This is a genomic window from Nocardiopsis sediminis (assembly GCF_042650565.1).
GTDB classification, from domain to species: Bacteria; Actinomycetota; Actinomycetes; order Streptosporangiales; family Streptosporangiaceae; genus Nocardiopsis_B; species Nocardiopsis_B sediminis.
Window position 1 is genome coordinate 88,053 of record NZ_JBHSBH010000006.1, and the last position, 21,780, is coordinate 109,832.

The 21,780-nt window shown below is 74.0% G+C and carries 17 protein-coding genes, 1 tRNA gene and 1 pseudogene (1 of these 19 cut by a window edge); 12 read left to right on the forward strand and 7 right to left on the reverse strand.

Features of this window, described 5'->3' with window-relative positions; all coding sequences use genetic code 11:
* Nucleotides 1–1,089: pseudogene (locus ACFOVU_RS08945) on the forward strand (DNA polymerase III subunit delta'); it begins 73 nt to the left of the window's first position.
* A gap of 86 nt (nucleotides 1,090–1,175) precedes the next feature.
* Here ACFOVU_RS08945 and ACFOVU_RS08950 read toward each other — a convergent pair.
* Nucleotides 1,176–1,304 (reverse strand): hypothetical protein, encoded by a 129-nt coding sequence (locus tag ACFOVU_RS08950; protein WP_378531740.1) that lies wholly within the window; start codon nucleotides 1,302–1,304, stop codon nucleotides 1,176–1,178.
* Nucleotides 1,305–1,672: 368 nt separating this feature from the next.
* Here ACFOVU_RS08950 and ACFOVU_RS08955 point away from each other — a divergent pair, with 368 nt between their 5' ends.
* The 4 genes from ACFOVU_RS08955 to ACFOVU_RS08970 all read left to right on the forward strand — a co-directional run bounded on the left by ACFOVU_RS08955 (nucleotide 1,673) and on the right by ACFOVU_RS08970 (nucleotide 7,386).
* Entirely contained in the window at nucleotides 1,673–3,214 is a 1,542-nt protein-coding gene (locus ACFOVU_RS08955) for an alpha/beta hydrolase (protein WP_378531742.1), read from the forward strand.
* A gap of 142 nt (nucleotides 3,215–3,356) precedes the next feature.
* A tRNA-Thr gene (locus ACFOVU_RS08960) sits at nucleotides 3,357–3,429 on the forward strand.
* 185 nt (nucleotides 3,430–3,614) lie between these two features.
* Nucleotides 3,615–6,917: an AAA family ATPase gene (locus tag ACFOVU_RS08965; RefSeq protein WP_378531744.1), complete on the forward strand. Its 3,303-nt coding sequence runs from the start codon at nucleotides 3,615–3,617 to the stop codon at nucleotides 6,915–6,917.
* Between the two features lie 103 nt (nucleotides 6,918–7,020).
* The gene (locus ACFOVU_RS08970; RefSeq protein ID WP_378531746.1) at nucleotides 7,021–7,386 is read left to right on the forward strand and encodes a hypothetical protein; all 366 of its coding nucleotides are present in this window, start codon (nucleotides 7,021–7,023) and stop codon (nucleotides 7,384–7,386) included.
* Between the two features lie 79 nt (nucleotides 7,387–7,465).
* Here the strand turns inward: ACFOVU_RS08970 and ACFOVU_RS08975 are convergent, their stop codons facing one another.
* Nucleotides 7,466–8,839, reverse strand: a complete 1,374-nt coding sequence (locus ACFOVU_RS08975; RefSeq protein WP_378531748.1) for a 6-phospho-beta-glucosidase — start codon at nucleotides 8,837–8,839, stop codon at nucleotides 7,466–7,468.
* A 156-nt stretch (nucleotides 8,840–8,995) separates the two neighbouring features.
* Here ACFOVU_RS08975 and ACFOVU_RS08980 point away from each other — a divergent pair, with 156 nt between their 5' ends.
* Nucleotides 8,996–10,156: a carbohydrate kinase family protein gene (locus ACFOVU_RS08980; RefSeq protein ID WP_378531750.1), complete on the forward strand. Its 1,161-nt coding sequence runs from the start codon at nucleotides 8,996–8,998 to the stop codon at nucleotides 10,154–10,156.
* A gap of 42 nt (nucleotides 10,157–10,198) precedes the next feature.
* Here ACFOVU_RS08980 and ACFOVU_RS08985 read toward each other — a convergent pair whose 3' ends face one another.
* From ACFOVU_RS08985 to ACFOVU_RS08995, 3 genes are all read right to left on the reverse strand, one after another.
* Nucleotides 10,199–10,354: a hypothetical protein gene (locus tag ACFOVU_RS08985; protein ID WP_378531752.1), complete on the reverse strand. Its 156-nt coding sequence runs from the start codon at nucleotides 10,352–10,354 to the stop codon at nucleotides 10,199–10,201.
* A 177-nt stretch (nucleotides 10,355–10,531) separates the two neighbouring features.
* Nucleotides 10,532–12,370 carry a BCCT family transporter gene (locus ACFOVU_RS08990; protein ID WP_378531754.1) on the reverse strand — a complete coding sequence of 613 codons (1,839 nt, stop codon included), beginning with the start codon at nucleotides 12,368–12,370 and terminating at the stop codon, nucleotides 10,532–10,534.
* A gap of 619 nt (nucleotides 12,371–12,989) precedes the next feature.
* Nucleotides 12,990–13,835 carry an exonuclease domain-containing protein gene (locus tag ACFOVU_RS08995; protein ID WP_378531756.1) on the reverse strand — a complete coding sequence of 282 codons (846 nt, stop codon included), beginning with the start codon at nucleotides 13,833–13,835 and terminating at the stop codon, nucleotides 12,990–12,992.
* A gap of 264 nt (nucleotides 13,836–14,099) precedes the next feature.
* On the opposite strand from ACFOVU_RS08995, the gene ACFOVU_RS09000 reads away from it, so the two are divergent.
* Together ACFOVU_RS09000 and ACFOVU_RS09005 are read left to right on the forward strand one after the other, a co-directional pair.
* Nucleotides 14,100–14,321 carry a hypothetical protein gene (locus ACFOVU_RS09000; RefSeq protein WP_378531758.1) on the forward strand — a complete coding sequence of 74 codons (222 nt, stop codon included), beginning with the start codon at nucleotides 14,100–14,102 and terminating at the stop codon, nucleotides 14,319–14,321.
* Nucleotides 14,322–14,482: 161 nt separating this feature from the next.
* Nucleotides 14,483–14,854 carry a hypothetical protein gene (locus ACFOVU_RS09005; protein ID WP_378531759.1) on the forward strand — a complete coding sequence of 124 codons (372 nt, stop codon included), beginning with the start codon at nucleotides 14,483–14,485 and terminating at the stop codon, nucleotides 14,852–14,854.
* A 53-nt stretch (nucleotides 14,855–14,907) separates the two neighbouring features.
* Here the strand turns inward: ACFOVU_RS09005 and ACFOVU_RS09010 are convergent, their stop codons facing one another.
* Nucleotides 14,908–15,507: a hypothetical protein gene (locus ACFOVU_RS09010; protein ID WP_378531761.1), complete on the reverse strand. Its 600-nt coding sequence runs from the start codon at nucleotides 15,505–15,507 to the stop codon at nucleotides 14,908–14,910.
* An 812-nt stretch (nucleotides 15,508–16,319) separates the two neighbouring features.
* Between ACFOVU_RS09010 and ACFOVU_RS09015 the strand changes: the two genes are divergently transcribed.
* Nucleotides 16,320–16,934: a hypothetical protein gene (locus ACFOVU_RS09015; protein ID WP_378531763.1), complete on the forward strand. Its 615-nt coding sequence runs from the start codon at nucleotides 16,320–16,322 to the stop codon at nucleotides 16,932–16,934.
* A 144-nt stretch (nucleotides 16,935–17,078) separates the two neighbouring features.
* Nucleotides 17,079–17,798, forward strand: a complete 720-nt coding sequence (locus tag ACFOVU_RS09020) for an RNA polymerase sigma factor (RefSeq protein ID WP_378531765.1) — start codon at nucleotides 17,079–17,081, stop codon at nucleotides 17,796–17,798.
* A 260-nt stretch (nucleotides 17,799–18,058) separates the two neighbouring features.
* Here ACFOVU_RS09020 and ACFOVU_RS09025 read toward each other — a convergent pair whose 3' ends face one another.
* Nucleotides 18,059–18,580: an inorganic diphosphatase gene (locus tag ACFOVU_RS09025; protein ID WP_378531767.1), complete on the reverse strand. Its 522-nt coding sequence runs from the start codon at nucleotides 18,578–18,580 to the stop codon at nucleotides 18,059–18,061.
* Nucleotides 18,581–18,658: 78 nt separating this feature from the next.
* Here ACFOVU_RS09025 and dacB point away from each other — a divergent pair, with 78 nt between their 5' ends.
* Nucleotides 18,659–20,017, forward strand: a complete 1,359-nt coding sequence (gene dacB, locus ACFOVU_RS09030; RefSeq protein ID WP_378531769.1) for a D-alanyl-D-alanine carboxypeptidase/D-alanyl-D-alanine endopeptidase — start codon at nucleotides 18,659–18,661, stop codon at nucleotides 20,015–20,017.
* 218 nt (nucleotides 20,018–20,235) lie between these two features.
* Nucleotides 20,236–21,606 carry a hypothetical protein gene (locus ACFOVU_RS09035; RefSeq protein WP_378531771.1) on the forward strand — a complete coding sequence of 457 codons (1,371 nt, stop codon included), beginning with the start codon at nucleotides 20,236–20,238 and terminating at the stop codon, nucleotides 21,604–21,606.
* Nucleotides 21,607–21,780: the final 174 nt, after the last annotated feature.

A 21,780-nucleotide genomic window follows, 5' to 3' on the forward strand; every position in this document is an offset into this window, starting at 1 on the left:
CTGGCCGGCGGTTCCGGCGGCGGCATGACCCACGCCTGGCTGTTCACCGGCCCCCCGGGGTCCGGGCGGGCCGAGGCCGCCCGGGCCTTCGCCGCCGCCCTGCAATGCCCCGATGGCGGGTGCGGCCACTGCGACTCCTGCCACCAGGTGCTCGCCGGGACCCACCCCGATGTCCTCTACGTGCGCCCCAGCGGGCTGAGCTTCGGCGTCGACAAAACCCGCGACCTCGTCCTGCGGGCGGCCTCGCGGCCCACCGGCGGGCGGTTCCGGGTGGTGCTCTTCGAAGACGCCGACCGCGCCACCGAAGCCGCCTCCAACGCCCTGCTCAAAGCGGTCGAGGAGCCCTCACCGCGCACGGTGTGGCTGCTGTGCACGCCCACCGCCGAGGACCTGCTCGTCACCATCCGCTCCCGCTGCCGCCTGGTCACCCTGCGCACCCCGCCCACCCGCGCGGTGGTCGACGCCCTGGTCCGCGACGGCGTCGACCCCGGCGCCGCGGCCGATGCCGCGCGGGCCGCCGCCGGGCAGGTCGATCGCGCCCGCCGGCTGGCCGCCGACCCCGGCGCGCGCGAGCGCCGCTCGGAGGTGCTGTCCATCCCCGCGCGCCTCGACGGCATCGGCGCCTGCGTGTCGGCCGCCGCGCGCCTCTACGAGCTCGCCGAGGCCGAGGCGAAGGCCATCACCGGCGCCCTCGACGACCAGGAGCGCACCGACCTCAAGGCGGCGTTCGGCGAGGGCTCCACCGGCAAGGGCGTCGCCAAGGCGGTGCGCGGCGCCGCCGGCGCGCTGAAGGACCTGGAGGAGCAGCAGAAGCGCCGGGCCACCCGCATCAAGCGCGACACCTACGACCTCGCCCTGATGGACCTCGTGGCGTTCTACCGCGACGTCCTCGCCATCCAGATGGGCGCCGGTGTGGAGCGGTCCACCGGTTCCCACGAGGCCGACCTCACCCGGGTCGCCCGCGCCTCGACCCCCCGTGCCACCCTGCGCCGGATCGACGCGATCATGGAGTGCCGCGAGCGCATCGGCGCCAACGTGCACCCGCAGATCGCCATGGAGGCCATGACCGCGGCGCTCTATCTGGGATGACCCCCGTGACACCGCATCCGGGCCGGCCGCGGGCCGCAGCCGACGATCCGCGGCCCGCGGTGCGCCCGGCCCCCGGATGCGCCCGGCTACCCCGTGCGCACGATGGCGGCCCCGAGCACGCCGTCGCCGTCCTCGAACCAGACCGCCGACAGCGGGGGGACATGCCCGCCCACCGTGTCCGGGCGGCGGGCGCACGTGCAGTGTTCCCGGGTCACGCTCACCTCCTCGCTCGGCTCCGCCGGCCCCGCCAGAGGGCCTGCGGCCGGAGGCGGCGCCAACTCCGCTCGCTCGTCGGCTCGCCGTTCGGGGGCCACAGGCCGGCGGCACGCCGTGCAGCTCGCCTCGGGCGCGGGCCGGTGCCTGGCCCCGATGGGCGTGAACCGGTGCTGGAGCATGTCGTTCTCCCTTCCGGTGACCTGTCTACGCCGCGCCCCGTGCCCGGGTCCGCCACTCGCGCACGGACACCGCGGCGCGGACACCGATCCGGATCCCGGACACGCGCAATGGGGGGTTACGGCCCCACGAACACGGGACCGGAACCGGCACCGGGACCGCCCGCCGACACCGACACGAACGGGGCTGCGTGAACACGAAGCGATGGGCGCGCGGCGCCGCTCCGGCGGCGCTGGCCGCCCTCTTGGCGGCGGGGTGCACCCCCGCCCCCTCCGGCGACGGCACCGGCGCCGGCTCCGACCCGCTCGCGGAGTTCCACGCCCAGGAGATCTCCTGGGAACAGTGCGACGCCGGGTTCGAGTGCGGCACCTACGACGTGCCGCTCGACTACGAGGACCCCGGCGGCGCGCGGCTGTCGATCGCGGTCAAGCGGCTGCCCGCCACGGGCGACCGCGAGGGCTCCCTGCTCATCAACCCCGGCGGCCCCGGCGGGTCGGGCTACGACTACGCCGGCTCCGCCACCGGGGTCGTCAGCGAGCAGGTCCGCGAGCGCTACGACGTGGTCGGCTTCGACCCGCGGGGCGTGGGCCGCAGCTCCCCGGTCACCTGCCTGGACCGCGCGCAGCTCGACGACTTCCTCGGCGCCGAGTACGACAGCGAGGACGGCGACTCCGACTCCGCCGAGCTGACCGACGACGGCCTGCGCCAGATGGAGCAGGGCAACCGCGACTTCGTCGACGCCTGCTGGGACTCCTCCGGCGACCTCCTGCCGCACGTGGGCACCGCCGACGTCGCCCGCGACATGGACGTGCTGCGCGCGGTGCTCGGCGACGACCGCCTCACCTACCTCGGCAAGTCCTACGGCACCTACATCGGCACGGTCTACGCCGACCTCTTCCCCGACCGGGTACGCGCCCTCGTGCTCGACGGCGCCCTGGACCCGTCGGTGAACCAGCTGGAGCTGAGCGTGCAGCAGGCCACCGGGTTCGAGACCGCCCTGCGGGCGTTCATCACCGACTGCCTGGACCGGGCGGACTGCCCGCTCGGCGGCCCCGACGACACGGTCGGATCCGCGACCGGCCGGATCGAGGGCCTGCTCGCCGACGCCGCCCGGGAGCCGCTGCGCAACGACCTCGGCGATGGCCGCGAGGTCAACCGTGCTCGGGTCGAGACCGGGATCGTGGCCGCCCTCTACAGCGAGACCTTCTGGCCGCAGGTGCGCACCGCCCTCGCCGACGCCTTCGACGGCGACGGCACCGCCCTGCTGCGCCTCGGCGACCGCCTCTACGACCGCGGCTCCGAGCGGGCCTATGAGAACTCCACCGCCGCGCTCGTCGCCGTCAACTGCGCCGACCACCCCAGCCCGCGCGACATCGGCGACTACGAGGAGGCGGCGGCCGAGGCCGCGGAGGAGTCCCCCATCTTCGGGCCCACCCTCGCCTGGGGCGCGCTGCCGTGCGCGTACTGGCCCGAGGAGGCGGTGGCGGAGCCGGCACCGCTGACCGGTGCCGGGGCCGACCCGATCCTGGTGGTGGGGACCACCCGCGACCCCGCCACCCCCTACGAGTGGTCCGAGGCGCTGGCCGGGCGGCTCGAATCCGGGGTGCTGCTGACCCGCGAGGGCGACGGCCACACCGCCTACCGGACCGGCGACGACTGCATCGACGCGGCGGTCGACGCCTACCTGCTCGCCGGCGAGGTCCCCGAGGACGGCACGGTCTGCCGGGAGTGACGGCGGGTTCGGTGACCGATCGGGGGGCCGATCGGGGGGCCGGCGGGAGCCGCCGCGGGGCTCCCGCCACACGGTGCCGGGCGGTCGCGGGACCCGCTAGAATGGTGGCGCTCCGCGTGAAGCGGGGCCCCATTGGGACAGCGCCGCCTTAGCTCAGTCGGCAGAGCGATTCACTCGTAATGAATAGGTCGTCGGTTCGATTCCGACAGGCGGCTCGGATGAGGGTCCGGACCAGGTCGCGGGAGCGGCCGGGTACCGGGCCCTTCGTCGTATCCACCCCCGCGCCCTCCGTAGCGGCGGCCCTGTGGCCGCAACGTCGATACGGTACATATCGCACTGTGTTCCTTGCCCTGGCCGCCGGCGGCGCGGGCCGGGCCTGTCCGCCCCGAGGAGCTTGAGGATGCAAACGGTCCGGGTGTCGCAGACCGACCCGTGGGCGTTCCCCGGGCTGGCCCAAGCGCTCCAGGAACCCGTGTTCTCCGGCGCCGACCTCTACGTCCACATCGATCCCGGCCACTACACCGAGCCGCTGCTGAAGATCGACCGGCACGTCATCGTCGTCCCCGCCGCCGGGCCCGGCACGGTCACCATCGCCCGGGGCGGCGACGACGGCAACGTCTTCCGGGTGCACGGCCGGCTGGAGACCTACGGCCTCGCCGTCCGCGGCGACAGCCCCGAATACCCCGTGGTCTACGTCGACCCGGCGGGCTCGTTCAAGGCGGTCGACTGCACGTTCGACGCGCCCCGCGACATCACGGCCAAGGACGCCCGGATGGACCTGGAGCGGTGCGTGTTCGCCGGGTCCGGCGCCTACTTCCTCGGGTCGGGCGGCTCGGTGTCGGGGTGCCGCTTCGACACCGGAATGCTCTCCGTCAGCGCCGGGGGCTCACCGGTCGTCAACGACTGCGAGTTCACCGGGTGCCGCGGGCTCAACACGGTCTACATCACCGGCGGGTCGCCGGTGATCCGCGACAGCCGGATCAGCGACGGCGGCACCGCCACCTCGCCCGCCGTCTACATCGGCGAGAAGTCGAAGGCGGAGCTGCACAACTGCGTGATCGACGGCGACCACGGGCGGGCCGTGCACGTCACCGGGTCGACCGCGGTCCTCAGCGGCTGCCGGGTCACCGGCGGGGGAGACGGCGAGAACAGCGTCCACGTGGTGCAGGACAGCGACGTCACCCTCGCCGACTGCGACGTCACCGATTCCCCGCGGGTCGCGGTGATGTGCCACGGGGCCGACCTCGTGTGCACCGACGTGCGCATCACCCGCCCCGCGGCCTCCGCGATCGGCGTCATCGGCGGCACCGCCCGGCTGACCGGCGTGCACATCTCCGACGCCGGACTCAACGGGGTCCTCATCCAGGACGCCCGGGTCACCGCCTCCGACGTGCGGGTCCAGGGCGGGCGCAGCCCCGACCACGCCGGCGTCCACCTCGACCGCGCCCGGCTGGAGCTGCGCGACGCCGAGATCGCCGACAGCGCCGCGACCGCCGTCCTCATCCGCGACTCCTCCACGCTGACCATGGAGCAGGTGGTGGTCAAGGACACCGTCTACGGGATCCAGGCGCAGGCCGACAGCACGCTCAAGGTCACCGGCGGCGACATCCGGGCGTGCTCCTACACCGGCATCCTCGTCGGCGGGGCCAGCCAGGCCGAGGTCGTCCGCTCCGCGGTGACGGCCTGCGCCGAGGAGGCCGTCCGGGCCGACCACGGCACCCTGCGGCTGCGCGACTCCACCGTGACCGGCCGCATGTCGATCGGCATCGCCGCCACCGGCGAGAGCACCGTGACCGTCGAGGGCTGCACCGTCTCGGGCTCCAGCCGGTCCGCCGCCTACCTGGACGACGGCACCCGCTTCCAGCTCATCGGGTGCACCCTGGAGGTCGACGAAGGGCTGGCCATCGAGGGCGAGGACCACCCCGGGCTGCGGCTGGAGCGCACCGAGGTCACCGGGGCGGCCGGCCGGGTCCGCGCCCGGGCCGACGCCGCGGGGCCCGCCGCCCAGGCGGGCGCCGACGGCGGGCCGCAGCCGCTGCCCGACCTGCTGGCGGAACTCGACGCCATGGTCGGGCTGGAGGGGGTGAAGCGGGAGGTCCGCGCCCTGGTCAGCTTCCAGCAGGTCAGCGAGAAGCGGCGCGAGGCCGGCCTGCCCGCCCTCAACGTCGGCCGCCACCTGGTCTTCTCCGGCCCGCCCGGTACCGGCAAGACCACCGTCGCCCGGCTCTACGGGCGCATCCTCCGCTCGCTGGGCGTGCTGGAGCCGGGCCGTTTCATCGAGGCGTCGCGTGCCGACCTGGTGGCCGAGCACCTGGGCGGCACCACGAAGAAGACCGCGGAACTGTTCGCGAGGGCCCGCGGCGGCGTGCTCTTCATCGACGAGGCCTACACGCTCGCCCGCAAGTTCGGCTCGGGCAACGACTTCGGCCAGGAGGCCATCGACACCCTCATCAAGCTCATGGAGGACCACCGCGAAGAGGTCGTCGTGGTCTTCGCCGGCTACTCCAGCGAGATGCGCGAGTTCATCGGCGCCAACCCGGGGCTGAAGTCGCGGATCTCGCGCATCATCGACTTCGAGAACTACAGCCCCGACGAGCTCTCCGTCATCGCCGCCGGCATGGCGCGCGACCAGGGCTACGTGCTCGACGACGGCGTCCCCGACCTGTTCACCCGCCACTTCCGGCGCATGCCCCGCGACGAGACGTTCGGCAACGGCCGCGAGGCCCGCCGCATCTTCGAGGCGGCCATCCAGCGCCAGGCGGTCCGGCTCTCCCAGGAAGGGGCGGTGCTCGACGCCGCGAGCCTGGCCCTGCTCACCGTCGCCGACCTGGAGGGGGTCGTCGAGACCGGGCTCGCCTCACGTGTCGGCGCCCCGCGCGACCGCGAGCAGGCGGCCGCGCTGCTCGGCCGGCTCGACGCGATGGTCGGCCTGGCCGAGGTCAAGCGCGAGGTCGCCGACCTCATCGACCTCATCTCCGCGTCGCGGCGCCGGCGGGCCGCCGGGCTCCAGGCGGCGTCGCCGTCGCGCCACCTCGTCTTCGCCGGCCCGCCGGGAACGGGCAAGACCACCGTCGCGCGGATCTACGGCGAGCTGCTGGCGGCGCTGGGGGTGCTCGCCCAGGGGCAGGTGGTCGAGGCCAGCCGGGCCGACCTGGTCGGGCGCTACGTGGGCGAGACCGCCCAGCTCACCCGCGCGGTGTTCGACAGCGCGCGGGGCGGGGTGCTGTTCATCGACGAGGCCTACGCCTTGGCGCGCGAGGGCGGCAGCGGGCACGACTTCGGCCGCGAGGCCGTGGACACCCTGATCAAGCTCATGGAGGACCACCGCGACGAGGTGGTGGTGATCGCGGCCGGCTACACCGCGGAGATGCTGGGCTTCCTGGCCACCAACCCGGGCCTGGCCTCGCGGTTCTCCCGCACCATCACCTTCGCCCCGTTCGCCGCGGGCGAGCTGGTCGACATCTTCCGCGGCATGGCCGGGGCGGGCGACTTCGTGGTGCCCGGCGAGACCGCCGACACGGTGGCCGCGTACCTGGCGGCGCACGCCGACCGGTTCGCCGACGGCAACGGGCGCGAGGTCCGCAAGCTGGTGGAGTCGAGCATCACCCGCCAGTCCCGCCGGATCGAGCGCCTGGCGGCCGGCCGGGAACCGTCGGTCGACGAACTGAAGGCGCTGCTGCCCGAGGACATCGGCGAGGACTGAGAGACGATGCCCGTCCCCCGGGCGGACGCGACGGGACCGAGCCGCCCACGGACGCGGCCGGCGCGACGGGACTGAGCCGCGTCCGCCCGGGTAGGGACCCGGCATGGGGTTCCTGCTGATGGTGCTCGTGGTACTGGCGGCGGTGGTCGTGCTGCGCGTCGGCGCCCTCGTGACCGACCGGCTGGGGCCCGGCGGCACACCGCCCACGGCCGGCCCCGGCCCCGAGCACTCGGCCGGCCCGGCGTCCGTACCCGGCGGCTACACCCTGCTGGACCCCACCGGCGGCGTCCCAGGGGCGGCGCCGGCCCCCGGCCAGGCGCTCCCCGCCGAGGTGGTGGCGCACGTGCACGGCCTGCTCGCGCAGGACCGCGCCAATGAGGCGGTGGCGGCCGTCCGCGACGCGACCGGGCTCCCCCCGGACCAGGCGAGCGCCCTGGTCGCCCGTATCCGCGACGGCGGGTCGGGCTGAGTCCCGGGCCTCACCCGGCCACCGCGACGTTCGGCCGGGGTGCGTCCGAACCCCGGCCGTGCACGACCTCGGCCCGCCCCTACGCGCGCGGCAGGGTGCGCGACAGCTCCGGGAACGCGGCCAGGTACCCGTCAAGGAGGGTGCGGGCCGTGGCCACCGAGTCGACCAGTGGGTGGGTGGCGAACGCCCGGAGGGCGGGGGTGCGGGAGCCGGTGTGCACGGCCTCGATGACGTCGCGCTCCACCGACTTCACCGCGTGCACCAGCGCCATCTGGCGGCCGTCGAGTGGTGCCACGGCCAGTGGGCGGGCGCCCGAGGCGTCGACCAGGCAGGGGACCTCCACGACAGCGTCGGCGTCCAGGCCGGGCAGCGCCCCACGGTTGCGGACGTCGACGATGAGCCGGGCGGGCTCGTCGCGCGCGACCGCGCGCATCACCGCGAGGGCGACCTCCTCGTACCCGCCGCCGTCCAGGTCCTCCTCGGCCCGGTCGAACCCGCCCGCCGCGCGCCGGTTGTCGGCCATGTAGGTCGCCTCCCGCTCCAGGCGCGTGCGGTCCCACAGGGTGAACGCCTCGGCGGGGCGGGCTGCCGCCGCGGGATAGAACTCCGCCTGCTGGTCCACGATCTGCTCGCCGCGGGTCCGCGCGGCCTCCAGGGCCTGGGCGCGCGCCTCGCGGGCGAGGTCGTAGTAGTGCAGGTACTCGTTGGGCAGCGCCCCGATGGCGCGCAGCCACGCGGCCCCGAACAGCCGGCCTTCCTCGAAGGACTCCAGGGCCTCGGTGTCGGCGAGCAGTCCGGGCAGCCGGTCGTGCCCGCCCCACCACAGGCCGCGCAGCCAGCCGAGGTGGTTCAGGCCGGCGTAGTCGGCGCGCACCGCGGCCGGGTCCAGGCCCAGGGCCCGCGCGGCCCGGCGGGCCAGCCCCGTCGGGGAGTCGCAGATCCCGACGACGCGGTCGCCGAGCACCGCCGACATCGCCTCGGTGACCAGCCCCGCCGGGTTGGTGAAGTTCACCACCCACGCCTCGGGAGCCCGCTCTGCCACGGTGCGGGCCACGTGCAGCGCCACCGGTAGGGTGCGCAGCCCATAGCTGATCCCGCCCGCGCCCACGGTCTCCTGGCCGAGGACGCCCGCCGCCAAGGCCACGCGCTCGTCGAGGACCCGGCCGGCCATCCCGCCCACGCGCATCGCGGAGAACACCATTCCGGCGCCGTCGAGCGCGGCGCCGAGGTCGGTCTCGGCGCGCACATCGGGGCGCGGGGGTACCCCGTGCCGCGTGCGGTGGGCGTCGCGCTGGCGGTCCAGGACGGCCCCGATCGCGGTGAGCCGCTGCGGGTCGGTGTCGTAGAGCACGACCTCGGTGATGACGGAGTCGTCGCGCAGGCCGTCGGCGAGCAGCGCCCGGTACACCAGGGGGACCCGGAACCCGCCCCCGCCCAGGATCGTCAATCGCACTGTGCCGTCCCCCTTCGCCGGTCGCTTGGACGCGGGTCCACCGTAGTCCCCGCCGCGTTTCCGGGAGATCACGGCCCCTTGAGGGGGCGCGCGAACAGGGTGATCTTGCGTACCCTGCACTCCTACACCACATACGACCGGGGGCGGGGATCGGACATGGCGACGCAGAGGCGCGGGAACGCTGGAGGCGGGCCGAAGGAGCAGAAGGCGGCCGACCTGGAGTCGACGCCGCTCGTCGGCGAGCCGCGGGATGTGCTGGCGGGCGAGCGCGAACCCGACAGCCCCGCCATCGACCTCGCGCTCAGCGGCACCGTGTTCTTCGACATCGTCCTCACCGGGCTGGCGTCGGCGCCCGCATCGGGCACCGAGGTCGGCGCCGAGGGCATGGGGTCGTGCCCGGGCGGGGTGGCCAACCTGGCGGTGGCGGCGTCGCGCCTGGGGCTGCGCACCGCGGTCGCGGCGGCCTTCGGCGAGGACGTCTACGGCGACTTCTCCTGGGACACGCTGGGCGCACAGGAGATGGTGGACCTCTCCGCGTCGCGGCGCATCCCCGACTGGCACTCGCCCTTCACGGTGTCCCTGGCCTACCGCGGGGACCGCAGCATGGTGACCCACGAGCACCCCTCGCCCGTCCCGCTGGAGGAGATGGCGCAGTCGCTGCCGCAGGCGCGCGCGGCGTTCGTCAGCCTGCGCCCCGACGCCGACGTGCCGCAGTGGGCGCGCGAGCAGTCGGCCAACGGGGCGCGGATCTTCGCCGACGTGGGCTGGGACGACAGCCAGCAGTGGAGCGGGTCGGTGCTGGAGCAGCTGAAGCACTGCCACGCGTTCGTGCCCAACGCGATCGAGGCGATGTCCTACACGCGCACCGGCAGCCCCGCCTCGGCCCTGTCGGCGCTGTCGGAGCACGTGCCGGTGGCGGTGGTCACCGATGGCCCGCGCGGGGCGCTGGCGGTGGACCAGGTGAGCGGCGAGACCGCCGCGGTCGAGGGGCTGGTGCTCGACGCCGTCGACACCACGGGCGCCGGCGACGTGTTCGGGGCGGCGTTCATCGTGGGGACCCTGGCGGGGTGGCCGCTGGAGCAGCGGCTGCGGTTCGCCAACCTGTCGGCCGCGCTGTCGGTGCAGCACACCGGGGGGTCGTTGTCGGCGCCGGGGTGGGCCGACATCGCCGCGTGGTGGGGGCACGTGCACGCCGGGCACGGCGAGGCCGACCGGCGCCTGGCCGCCGACTACGGGTTCCTGACGAACCTGGTGCCGCTGCCGTGGCTGCCCACGGACCAGCGCCGGGCCAGCGCGACGATCGGCCTGCGCACCTGAGCGAGGCCGGAGCCGGGGCGGGGCGCCCGCCCGGCCGGCGGGTCAGGGCGACTTCTGCTTCTGCCACCAGCCCCACAGTGCCGTGGCCAGGAACAGGATGACGCCGATGATCGCGAGCCAGAGCAGGCCCTTGAAGATGACGCCGATCAGGGTCAGCACGAGCCAGATCACCAGCAGGATCGCGATGAGTTGCAGCATGGGCCACCTCGGAGCCGGTCGTCGTCGTGACGGTTCTGCACGCTCCGCTACCCCGCTGAGCCCCGGCCATGCGGCGCAAGTGCCGGGCGCACCGCCCGGCAGCGCGAAGGGGCCCTCCCCGCTGGTCGGCGGGAAAGGCCCCTTCGCGCTGCCGGCGTCCGGGTAGAAGCGGGGAGACTACTCGGGCGCCGGGATGGTGGGCTTGTCCGGCGTGGAGTCGCCGTCGGGCCGCCGGCTCGTGTCCTCCCCGGGACACTCGGAGCCCGCACCATGGACGTGGGCGCCGGTCGACGTGTCCTCAGGCACCGCCACCGGTACCTCCTCGACCGCGGAGATCTCCAGCTGGAAGTCGCCGTCGTACTCCTGGGCGCCGGTCACGACCGCCGCCGTGACGACCTCCTGCGCCTTGTGCCCGCGCACGATCAGCGGGTCCTTTCGCAGGTCCTTGATGAGCGCCACGCACAGCAGCAGCATGACCACCGTCCACGGCGCCGCCACCAGGATGGTCAGGTTCTGGAGGCCGGTGAGCGCGCTTCCCTGGTCCCCATCGGGCCCGGCCGTGACGATCCCGACCGCCAGCATGACACCGGCGACGGCGGCCATCAGCACGCCCCAGAACACGGTGATCCACGTCTTGGGGTCGCTGGCCCCGCGCTGGGAGAGGGTGCCCATGACGATCGAGGCGGAGTCGGCTCCGGTGATGAAGAAGACCGCGACGAGGACGGCGACCAGCACGCTGACGACCGTCGCGAACGGGAAGTTCGCGAGCAGGCCGTAGAGGCTGGCCTCCTGGTTGGCGGGGTCGAAGAAGTCCGACCCGTTCTCGAACAGGTTGATCGCGGTGCCGCCCATGATGGCGAACCAGACGAGGCTGACCACCGAGGGGACGATGATGACGCCCGCCACGAACTGGCGGATGGTCCGGCCGCGGCTGATCTTGCCGATGAACATCCCGACGAACGGGGTCCAGGAGATCCACCACGCCCAGTAGAAGATCGTCCAGCTCTGGAGGAACGGTGCGGCCTCGGCGTTGCTGGCCTCCGTGCGGGCCGCCATGGTGAAGAAGTCCTGGAGGTAGGTCCCGAGGGTGGTCGGGACCAGGTTCAGGATGTATACGGTCGGCCCGACGGCCAGCAGGAAGATGAGCAGCAGCGCGGCCATCAGCATGTTGGCGTTGGACAGCCACTGGATGCCCTTGTCGATGCCCGACACCGCCGACGCCACGAAGCACACGGCCAGGGCGACGATGATCGCGGTGAGGAAGCTGATGCTGATGCCCTCGATGAGCCCGATCTCCAGGAACCCGCCGGCGATCTGGAGGGCGCCCAGGCCCAGGGAACAGGCCGATCCGAACAGGGTGGCGAAGATCGCCAGCACGTCGATGGCCTTGCCGAGGGGCCCGTTGGCGGCGCGCTTGCCGATCAGGGGGGTGAACGCGGCGCTGATGAGCTGGCGGCGGCCCCGCCGGTAGGTGCCGTAGGCGATCGCCAGGCCGACGACCGCGTACATCGCCCACGGGTGCAGCGACCAGTGGAACATCGTGGTGGCCATGGCGGTGGCGGCGGTCTCGGCCTGGGAGCCCCCGCCGGTGCCGGGGGGCGGCTCCAGCATGTGGGCCATCGGCTCGGACACGCCGAAGAACATCAGGCCGATCCCCATGCCGGTGGCGAACAGCATGGAGATCCACGAGATCGTGTTGTACTCGGGGGCTTCGTCGTCACGGCCGAGCCGGATGTTGCCGTACCGGCTGAAGGCCAGCCAGAGGGCGATGACGACGAACGCCGAGGCGGCGAGCACGAACGCCCAGCCGCCGTAGTGGATCAGCCCGGTGAGGCCGGACGACGAGATCTCGCCCAGCCCTTCGGCCGAGAGCACGCCCCAGGCCAGGAACGCCAGTGCCGCCGCGCCGGCGACGGTGAAGACGACCCAGTCGGTCCGGGGCTTGGCCGCGTCCGCGGCCCCATGGAGCGGGGGCTCCCACAGCAGGTCTTCCGTGGTATAAGGCGACTCGTTCACGGACGTGCCGTTGGTATCTCCACCGGGGGCACCTGGGCCGTCCCCGGGGGGTCTGGTGGTGTTGTTGTCCGCCACGTTGATCGGCGCCTAAGGCGCCGCCTCCTCTCGCAGTGCGCGCCGGACCGCGTCTCCATCCGCGGCGCCGGCCGAGGCCGGCGCCCGAATGTGGCGCATCCAGCACAAGTGCTGTGGAACAGGCGCTTCTTACCCCTCTAAGGAGATCTCGAACGCGTCGGTCGCACCGCGTCGCGGCCGCATTCGGCGCACATCATCGTCGTGTATCGGTCAATAGTGCGACGAGTAGGTCACACTGCGCCACGCGCCTCGCCTGTGGCGTCCGGAACCGGTCAGGGCACCGCCGGTGCGGCGGCGCGGTGGTCGGCGCGCGGAAGTGCGCGGCGCTGCGCGGCGGAGGGGTCGCCTCCGGGCGCGCGGCTGCCCAGCGTAGTGGCTCAAAGGTAAAAACGTGACCTTATGCGCCTTCGGGGCCAATCGGTCATGTGTGGAAATGGGCGGACCTCGGGTTCTGCGGTCGCCGGGTGGTCATCCGCAAACGGCCCGCATGACCACCCGAAAGGCCGTGCGGGCCGCGGCGGGGCCGCGCACCGCGGCGGATGGCTCATATGGCCGAGATGGGCCAGTCCCCGTCGATCACCCTGCCGTGCCCGGGACGGCGGCGGTCCAGCCACTCCTGCCGGCTGCGGGCGTAGGCGGCGGCCCAGTCGATCTGGCGCTGGTGGAGCTCGGCCAGGCCCAGCGCCGCGATGTCGGGGCGGCGCGCGCCGATCTCGCGGGCCACCTCGAGGCAGGCCACGGCGTCGCCGTGCGCCGAATGGGCATCGGTCAGGTCGACGCCGTAGAACTCGCACATGGCGCCGAGGTTGCGCGCCCCGCGGCGGTAGGGGTCGACGCCGCGGTCGATGACCAGGGGGTCGATGATGGCCGAGAGCGGGCCCGAGAGCCGGTCGTCGAGCGACTTCATCCCATAGCGCCGCAGCTCCTCGCTGAGGACGACGAGGTCGAAGGGCGCGTTGAAGATCACCAGGCCGCGCCCGGCGAGCAGGTGCCCGGTCAGGGCGTCGGCGATCTCCTCCAGCGCGTCCTCGGCGCGCACGCCCTCGTCGCGGGCGCGCTCGGTGGAGATGCCGTGCACCGCGACGGCGTCCTCGGGGATCTCGCGGTCGCCGGGGTCGACCAGCCAGGTGCGGGTGGCACCGGTGGTGTCGACGAGCGCCGCCGACACCAGGAACGCCTCACGGGGGACGTTGGAGGAGGTCTCGGAGTCGAACCCGGCGAGGTCGCCGGTGTGCCACCCCAGGTGGCCGCCGCGCGGGGGCGGGACCGGCTTGGGTTCGTGCTCCGCGCAGTAGGTGCGCCACCGCCCGTCCTCCTTGAGGACGACACCGGCCTCGGCGGCGACGGCCGTCCCGCAGGTGGTGCAGCTTCCCGGATAGCGGTTGCGCATGGGCCTTCCCTGCCTCTCTGGGTCAGGGCCATGCTAACGGCGCGCGGCGACGCCCCATGGCCGATTGGCGCAGCCGACGCCCCGACGTGAGCGACCCCGCACGGCCCGGGCGCCGCCCGGCATAAGCGGCGGACCCCCGCTCGCAGACATAAGGCCGGGTCACAGGGGTACGCATCTGTAACGCGTGCCCCGCCCCCAGCGGGGAGGCGTACCGGAACGTCGCGGTCCCGAGCCGCACAGCCCAGAGGGATAGGGAGTATCCGGATGAGCCTGGACGAGGCGTCCCGCCAACTCGAAGCCGCGGTCCATGATGCCCGCGTGTCGTTCGACTGCATCGCGCTCGGCGAACTGGAACGGGCGCACACGAGCGCGATCACCGCACGCGCGGCGGTCGACGCAGCGGAATACGCGATCCGGGTGGAGGTGGAACGGCGCGCAAGCGAAGAGGAGGGCGCCACCGCCGCCCGAGAGGAAGCCCAGGGGTGACCGGCCCCGCCGGGCCCGCCCCGGCCCCGCCGGGCCCGCCCCGGCCCCGCCGGGCCCGCCCCGGGCCCGGCGGGACATCGGCGCCCCGGGGTGTCCCGCGGGCCGTCCACACCCCTTGATCCCATCGAACGTGTGTGCGATGCGATGGGTATGCTGGAAGCATGTCCGACCAGCAGTTGTCCCCGGACTGGCCCGCGAGTGTGCATCCGCCCGGGTCGGAGTCGTTCGAGCAGACCGCCGTCGTCTGGCTGTTCGACCACGTGCCCGCCGACTACCGGTTGCACGGGGTGCTGCGCCGCCATCCGGTCGCGCTCTCCCGGATCGCCCGCCGCCACGTCGCCGCCGCGCTCGAAGGCGCGCGCCAGGGGTATCGCACCACCCGGGTCGACCTGCGCGACCACCTGCCCACGCACGCCATCGACCAGGTCATGAACGCCTACATGGCCGAAGGTCGGCGCATGGCGGGGCTGCTGCGGGAGATCGAGGCCGTCGACGACGCCCTGCGCGCCGCCGCCGGAAGGCCCGAGGAATGAGCCCCGGCGGCGCCCCGGCCCCGCGCCCGGCCGTACCCGCGGCGCCCGGCCGGCTACACCGTCACCCGCACCACCACGGCGGGCTCGGTGCCCGTGTTGATCAGGCGGTAGCCGTCGCCCGAGCCCAGGACCCGGGTACGGCCCGGCGCCAGCTCCTGGATCGCGAGCATCTCGCCGCCGGCGGCGACCGCCACCAGGTGCGCCCGGCCGTGCGCCAGGCGCAGGACCGCGGGCCGGTGGGCGCCGTCGGCCGGAACCACCGTGAACCCGTTCGGGTCCAGGACGGCGGCGGTCACCTTCATCCGGCCGGTCACCCCGCGCCGGGCCGCGCGCGGGGCGGGCTGCCAGTGGTCGCGCCGGCGGGGCCACAGGGTGGGCCGGACCAGCGCGGCCGACGCCGTGCGTGCGGCGGCCGCCAGCCGCCCCACCGTCGGCAGGCCGCGCCCGGCCAGGTGGGCGTAGCCGCTGGCGAGCCCGGCCTGCACGATGTCGCCGATGCCCTCCGGCGACGGCACGGGTGCGGCCGGGACCGCCGGGGCGGCCGAGGCGATCGGAGCGACCGGGGCGGCCTGAGGGGCCGCCGCCCGGTGCGGGCGCGGCGCATCGATCGTGGCGGAGGACGGACGGGCGGGCGCGGAAAGGTCGTACGACACGTGGAACGGTCCTTCATGGGGCCGGCCGCCGGGTACGCGGACCGGGGTACGCGGATGCCGGAGCCGGCGGGTGGAAACGGGTGGTCTGCACGTCCGGCCCGCGAGCGCGTGGGCACGTCAGCGGGCGGAACTCCGGGGTGCCGGAACGGGCCCCCGGGAAAAACGGCGGATCGAGCGGGTACGCGGGAAAGCGGTCCGGCTCAGCGGTCGCCGCGACACGGCGGACACGGACACAGCGCACCGGCCACACGGCGAGCGGCCACGAGGGCGCTGCGAGCCATGACGGTCCGGACCAGGCGGGTGCGCGGGTGCATGCGCGTAAGGACATCAAGTCGCCGCGGAGGTGTCAACCTGTTCGCCCGCGCTCGCGTGTCGGATGTGTCACTGCGGCGACGCCGTCGTCTCGCACCGCTGATCGGACCCCCTCAGCCCGCCCGGAATATGGGTATCCGTCGGGACCAATTTTTCGCAAACACATTGCGATGCCCTGGTATTCGGTGATGGCATTAGGGTGCTCCGGCGTCGGGACGCCCTACCAGGGCGGCGAAGGCGCCGGACGAACGTCATCCGGGCCGCACGGCCGGTACCGGACACGAGCACGGCGGACCGCTGCACGCGGACCGCGTGGTCAACGGCGACCGAGCCCGCATCCCGGTCGGCGCGAGGGGCGGAGGCGCCCGCACGTCGGATGAGCACAACCCCGCCCGTGCGGGACGTGCCGGAGGTGAGTGGTGGGGGACGGCGGATCGATCCGCTCCGGTGCGGCCGGAGGGCCCACCGCGGCCCCGGGCGCCCGGAGGGTGCGGTTCGCGGTGCGTGCGCTGATCGCGGCCGGCGCCGGCGTCATGGCCACGGGCTTCATCGACTGGCGTGCCGGCCTCCTGGTCGCCGGGCTCACCGCCCTCACCTACGTCCTGCTCGCCACTGCCGTCCCGCGCGCCCCGAGCGTTCCACGCACCCCGATCGCCCCGCGCGTCCCGCCGGCGGGCGGCGGCGGGCCCGAGCGCTCCTTGCGGGAACTGGAGCGGCGGGGCTACCGGCTGGTCCGCGACGGCGCGTCGCGCCACCTGGCCATCGGGCCCGGCGGCGCCTACCTCCTGGAGGCCCTGGCACACCCCTACCGGCTGGTGGGGCGCGCGGGCGGGTGGCGCATCGACGGCCGGCCCGCCGGGCACGTCTCCGACCGCGCCGGGGCCCGCGCCGCCCGGCTGGACCGCCTGCTGGGCGTGCCGGGCACCGACCCCGGCCCCCCGGTGGTCCCCGTGATCCTGGTCGCCGGGCACCTGCCCGAGCCCGTCATGCGCTCGGGACGCGCGGTGATCGCCCGCCCGCACGGCGCGGTCCGCTACATCCTGGACCGCCCCGACGTCCTCGGCCCCGCCGACATCGACGTCCTCGCCGACACCGCCCGTACCCGGCTCCACTGACACCCGGCGCCGGCGACCTGGTGGCCAGGTCGGCCCGCCACGACACGCCCGGGCGCGCCCGGAATCACGGGAAACGTCCGGGGACGCCACGCGATTCGGCGAGATCACGGCCGATGCCCGGGAAGAACCGTAAATTCGTGAACCATGACGGACCCGGACCTTGTCCTCGCGCTGCGTTCGCGGCGCCTACGCCCGGCCGACGCCTGTGCCCGGCTCTACGACGCCCACGGCGATGAGATCTACCAGGCGTGCCGGACCGAGCTGCGCGACGACGACCTCGCCCAGGCGGTGCTGCGCGACACGCTGATCGTCGCCCGGGCGCACATCGACCGGCTCGGCGACCCCGCCCGGCTGCGCGAATGGCTGCTCGCCCTCGCGCGGTCCGAGTGCGCGCGCCACCGCGCCGGGCCTCCGCTCGGGCACGACGGCCCCGACGGAGTCGAGGAAGAGGGAGCCGAAGAAGCAGATGGCGACGGCGGCCCCGGCACCGGGGCCGGCGCCTCAAAGGTCGGCACCGTCCCGCCCGACTGCCTGCGGGTGCGGGTCCTTAGCGGGGTGGCCCAGGTCGACCGGTGCGGCCACCGCGCCTACATCGCGGCGCGCGCCGGGTCCTTCGACCGGGCCGGCTTCCCGGTCCCGCGGCGGCGCAGCGCCAACGGGCCGGCGGTCGTCCGCCTGCTACCGGGGTTCGTGGTCCTCGCCTGCACGCTGCTGATCGCCGTGCTGGCCTGCTACGTCTACCTGCTGGCGGTGGCCGACGGCGTCGGCACGGCCACCGACCCCGGCACCGCCGGCGCCCAGCAGGACACCGGACACGCGTCCACCGGCGACGACGGCGCCCCCACGGGAACGGACCCGGGATGAGCGCAGCGACAGTGTTTCCCGCTCAGCCTGCGGGGGCGCTTCCGGGCGGTTGCTTCCCTCGTCGCGGCGCGCTCCCTCGTTCCTCGGTCGCACACCGCTCCTCAGTCCAGCCACCGCCGCGCCCCCTCCGGCTCGCTCGATGGGAGCGTCCCACTCGGCCCGCTCAAGGGGCCCGCACCCGGCCCGCGGCTCCGGCGCGGCCCGCGGCGCGCTCCCTTGCCGGCCGGTCGCACGCCGCCCCTCACTCCATCCGGGGTGGCCTACTCCTCCACCTTGATGTGCGAGGTGTCGCCGTGCACGCCGGCCTCCTCGGCGCGCTTCACCGAGGCGAGGACCTCCTGCTCGGCGTCGTGCCGGCCGGCCCAGGTGGCGCCCTCGACCGACTTGCCGGGCTCCAGGTCCTTGTACACGGTGAAGAAGTGCTCGATCTCGAGGCGCTCGAACTCGTTCACGTGGTGAATGTCACGCAGGTGCTCCATGCGCGGGTCGGTCGCCGGCACGCAGAGGAGCTTGTCGTCGCCGCCGGCCTCGTCGCGCATGCGGAACATGCCGATGGCGCGGCAGCGGATGAGGCACCCGGGGAAGGTGGGGTGCTTCAGCAGCACGAGCGCGTCGAGCGGGTCGCCGTCGTCGCCGAGCGTGCCCTCGATGAATCCGTAGTCAGCGGGGTAGCTGGTCGAGGTGAACAGCATCCGGTCCAGCCGGATACGTCCTGTCTCGTGATCCATCTCATACTTGTTGCGCTCGCCCTTGGGGATCTCGATCGTGACGTCGAATTCCATGCTGTTCTCGGCTTCCCTTACGACTAGTGTCGCTACTACTGTTCGAAGTTTTCGCACGCCAGGAAGGCAGGTGCCGGGGTGCGGCAGGTACGGGCCCGAGCTCTCCTCGCCTTGGCCATCCTCAACATATTCGTGCTGGTGGCGGCCGTGGTCGTGCTGGATGTGATCGAGTCCCGCCCACCGGCGGCCATGCCCTACCCTGCCGCCGTCGCGCAGGACGCACCGGCCGTGGCACCGCAGGACGCCGACCGGATCGACCCGGACCGGCTGGCGGACAAGCTCGATGATCCCATGTCGGATTCGGGTATCAGTGACGGGCTCTCCGCTTATGTCGCCGACGCCGCCACAGGCGAGCCCCTGTTCGACCGCGCGGCCGAGGACGGCGCGGTCCCCGCGTCGACCACCAAGCTCGTCACCGCCGTCGCCGTACTGCACTCCGCCGGGCCCGACACGCACGTGCACACCGAGGTCTTCCTCGACGGCGACCAGGCCGTCCTGGTCGGCGGCGGCGACCCCACCCTGACCGCCGAGATCGAGCCCGGCGCCTACCCGCGCGTGGCCACCCTGGAGGAGCTCGCCGAGGACACCGCCGCCGCGCTGGCCGGCGAAGGCCTCGACACCGTCCGGCTGGGCTACGACGACACCCTCTACCCCGGGTCCGACATGGGCCCCGGGTGGAAGCGCGGCTACGTCGACGAGGGCAGCGTCGCCCCGGTGCACGCCCTCATGCTCGACGGCGGACGCGTCCACCCGGACCAGCCCTACAGCGAGCGCGTCGGGGACCCGCCCGGTGTGACGGCCGACGCGTTCGCCGAGCAACTCGAGGCCGCCGGGATCACCGTCGAGGGCGACCCGTCGCCCGCCGACGCCCCCGGTTCCGGCGACCCCATCGCCGCCGTCGACTCCGCCCCGATCTCCGCGCTCGTCGAGAAGATGCTGCTGGAGAGCGACAACAACATCGCCGAGGCGCTGGCCCGCCAGGTCGCGATCGCCCAAGACGAGGAGCCGTCGTTCCAGGGCGCCTCCGCCGGCGTCGCCGAGGCCATGGCCGACCTCGGCGTCGCCGACGTGCAGGTCGAGGATGGCAGCGGGCTGTCGGTCGACAACCGCATCACGCCCAAGGCGCTGGTCGACCTCGTGCTGGCCGCCGCCGACCCCGATCACCCCGACCTCTACTTCACGCTCACCGGGCTGCCCACCGCCAACTTCACGGGCACCCTCACCCAGCGGTACTCCCGCGGCAGTGACGCCTCCGGCGGCGCCGGGGTGGTCCGCGCCAAGACCGGGACACTCAGCGGGGTGAGCACGCTGGCCGGGACCGTCTACGACCGCGAGGGCCGGCTCCTGGCGTTCGCGTTCATGGCCAACAACGAGGCCGCCTCGGGCCCGGCCCTGGACACCTTGGCCGACGCCATCGCCCAGTGCGGCTGCTCCTAGGCCGTCCTCGCCCTCCCCGGCCCGCGCCCGCACCGCCTCGCCGGCCCGTTCACCCCCGATTCACCCCTGATCACCTGCGGTGACGACGAGTTCTCACATCGGGGTGAACCGGGTGGGCGCCTACTCCGTGTTGTGGGGGACAGCAAAGGCAGCGGGCCTACCCAGGGGGCACCCCCTCGGGCGAGGACCGCGGTGCGAGCCCCACTGGAGGGCCTTCGATGAGACGCAGGAACACGTTCATCGCCGTGGCGGCGGGTGCCGCGGGCCTGGTGATGGCGGCCGGATTGACATCGGCGTTCTCCGACCAGGTGAACCCCCCGGGCCAGGCCGCGGACGACTCCCTCGAACAATCCGGGGACGGCTACTTCCCCTCTGCCCTGGAGATCTCCGGGGACGGCGACGCGGGGGTCACCCTCGTCGACGACCAGGGGTTCACCCTCTACCGGTTCGACGAGGACAGCTCCGAACCCCCCACGAGCAACTGCTCGGGCGACTGCGAGACCCAGTGGCCGCCCGCGCTGACCAACGGCGACGTCGAGTTCGCCGGCGACACCTCGGTCCTGGGCACCGTGGAACGCGAGGACGGCACCGAGCAGATCACCGTCGGCGGCTGGCCGGTCTACCGCTACGCGGGTGACGCCGCCCCCGGCGACACCGAGGGCGAGGGCGCCGGCGGAACCTGGTGGTCGGTGGCCCCCACCGGCCAGAAGGCCCAGGACGCCGACGCCGAAGGCGCGGCCGGCGGCGGGGGTGGCGGCGGCGACCAGGTGGTCCTCCAGACCGCCGAGGACGCCGAACTCGGCAACATCCTCACCGACGGCGAGGGCTTCAGCCTCTACCGGTTCGACGAGGACACCGCCGACCCGCCGGCCTCCAACTGCGAAGGCGACTGCGCAACGGCGTGGCCACCGGTACTGAGCAGCGACGACATCGAATTCGACGGCGACGCCTCGATCCTGGGCACGGTCCAGCGCGAGGACGGCTCCGAGCAGGTCACCGTGGACGGCTGGCCCATCTACCGCTACGCGGAGGACGCCGAGCCCGGTGACGTCGAGGGCGAGGGCGCCGCGGGCACCTGGTGGACCATCAGCCCCAACGGCATGCGCGCCGCCGAGGACAACGACGACGGCCGCGACGAGAACGGCGAGTGGCTGGAAGGCTACTGCCCCACCGGGATCGAGACCGTCAACCACCCCGAGCTGGGCGAGATCCTGACCGACAACGAGGGCTTCACCCTCTACCGGTTCGACGAGGACACCGCCGACCCGCCGGCGTCCAACTGCAACGGCGACTGCGCCGAGGCCTGGCCGCCCGTGCTCGACATGGACACCTTCACGTTCGACGGCGACCAGTCCCAGCTCGACAGCGTCGCCCGGGACAACGGCATGGAGCAGGTGACCATCGGCGGCTGGCCCGTCTACCGCTACGCGGAGGACACCGCACCAGGCGATGTCAACGGGCATGGGGTCAGCGGCACCTGGTTCGCGGTGACCCCCGACGGCGGCAAGGCCGAAGAGGCGGCCGGAGCCGGGGCCGCCGGTGACGAGGCCGCCGCCCCCAGCGGCAGCGGCAGCGGCGGCGGGTACTGACCCGGTCTGCCCGGTCCGTACAGACCACCCCCTGAGTCCCCGTTCTCCGTGGGACCCCGCCGCCCCGCGGGCCCGCCGGGGACCACCCACCCGCGGTACCGAGGGCGCCCGGCAGAGGCGCCGCTCTGTCCCGGTACCGCGCGCGCCGCGGCGGCCGGCCTGCTCCCCGGGCCC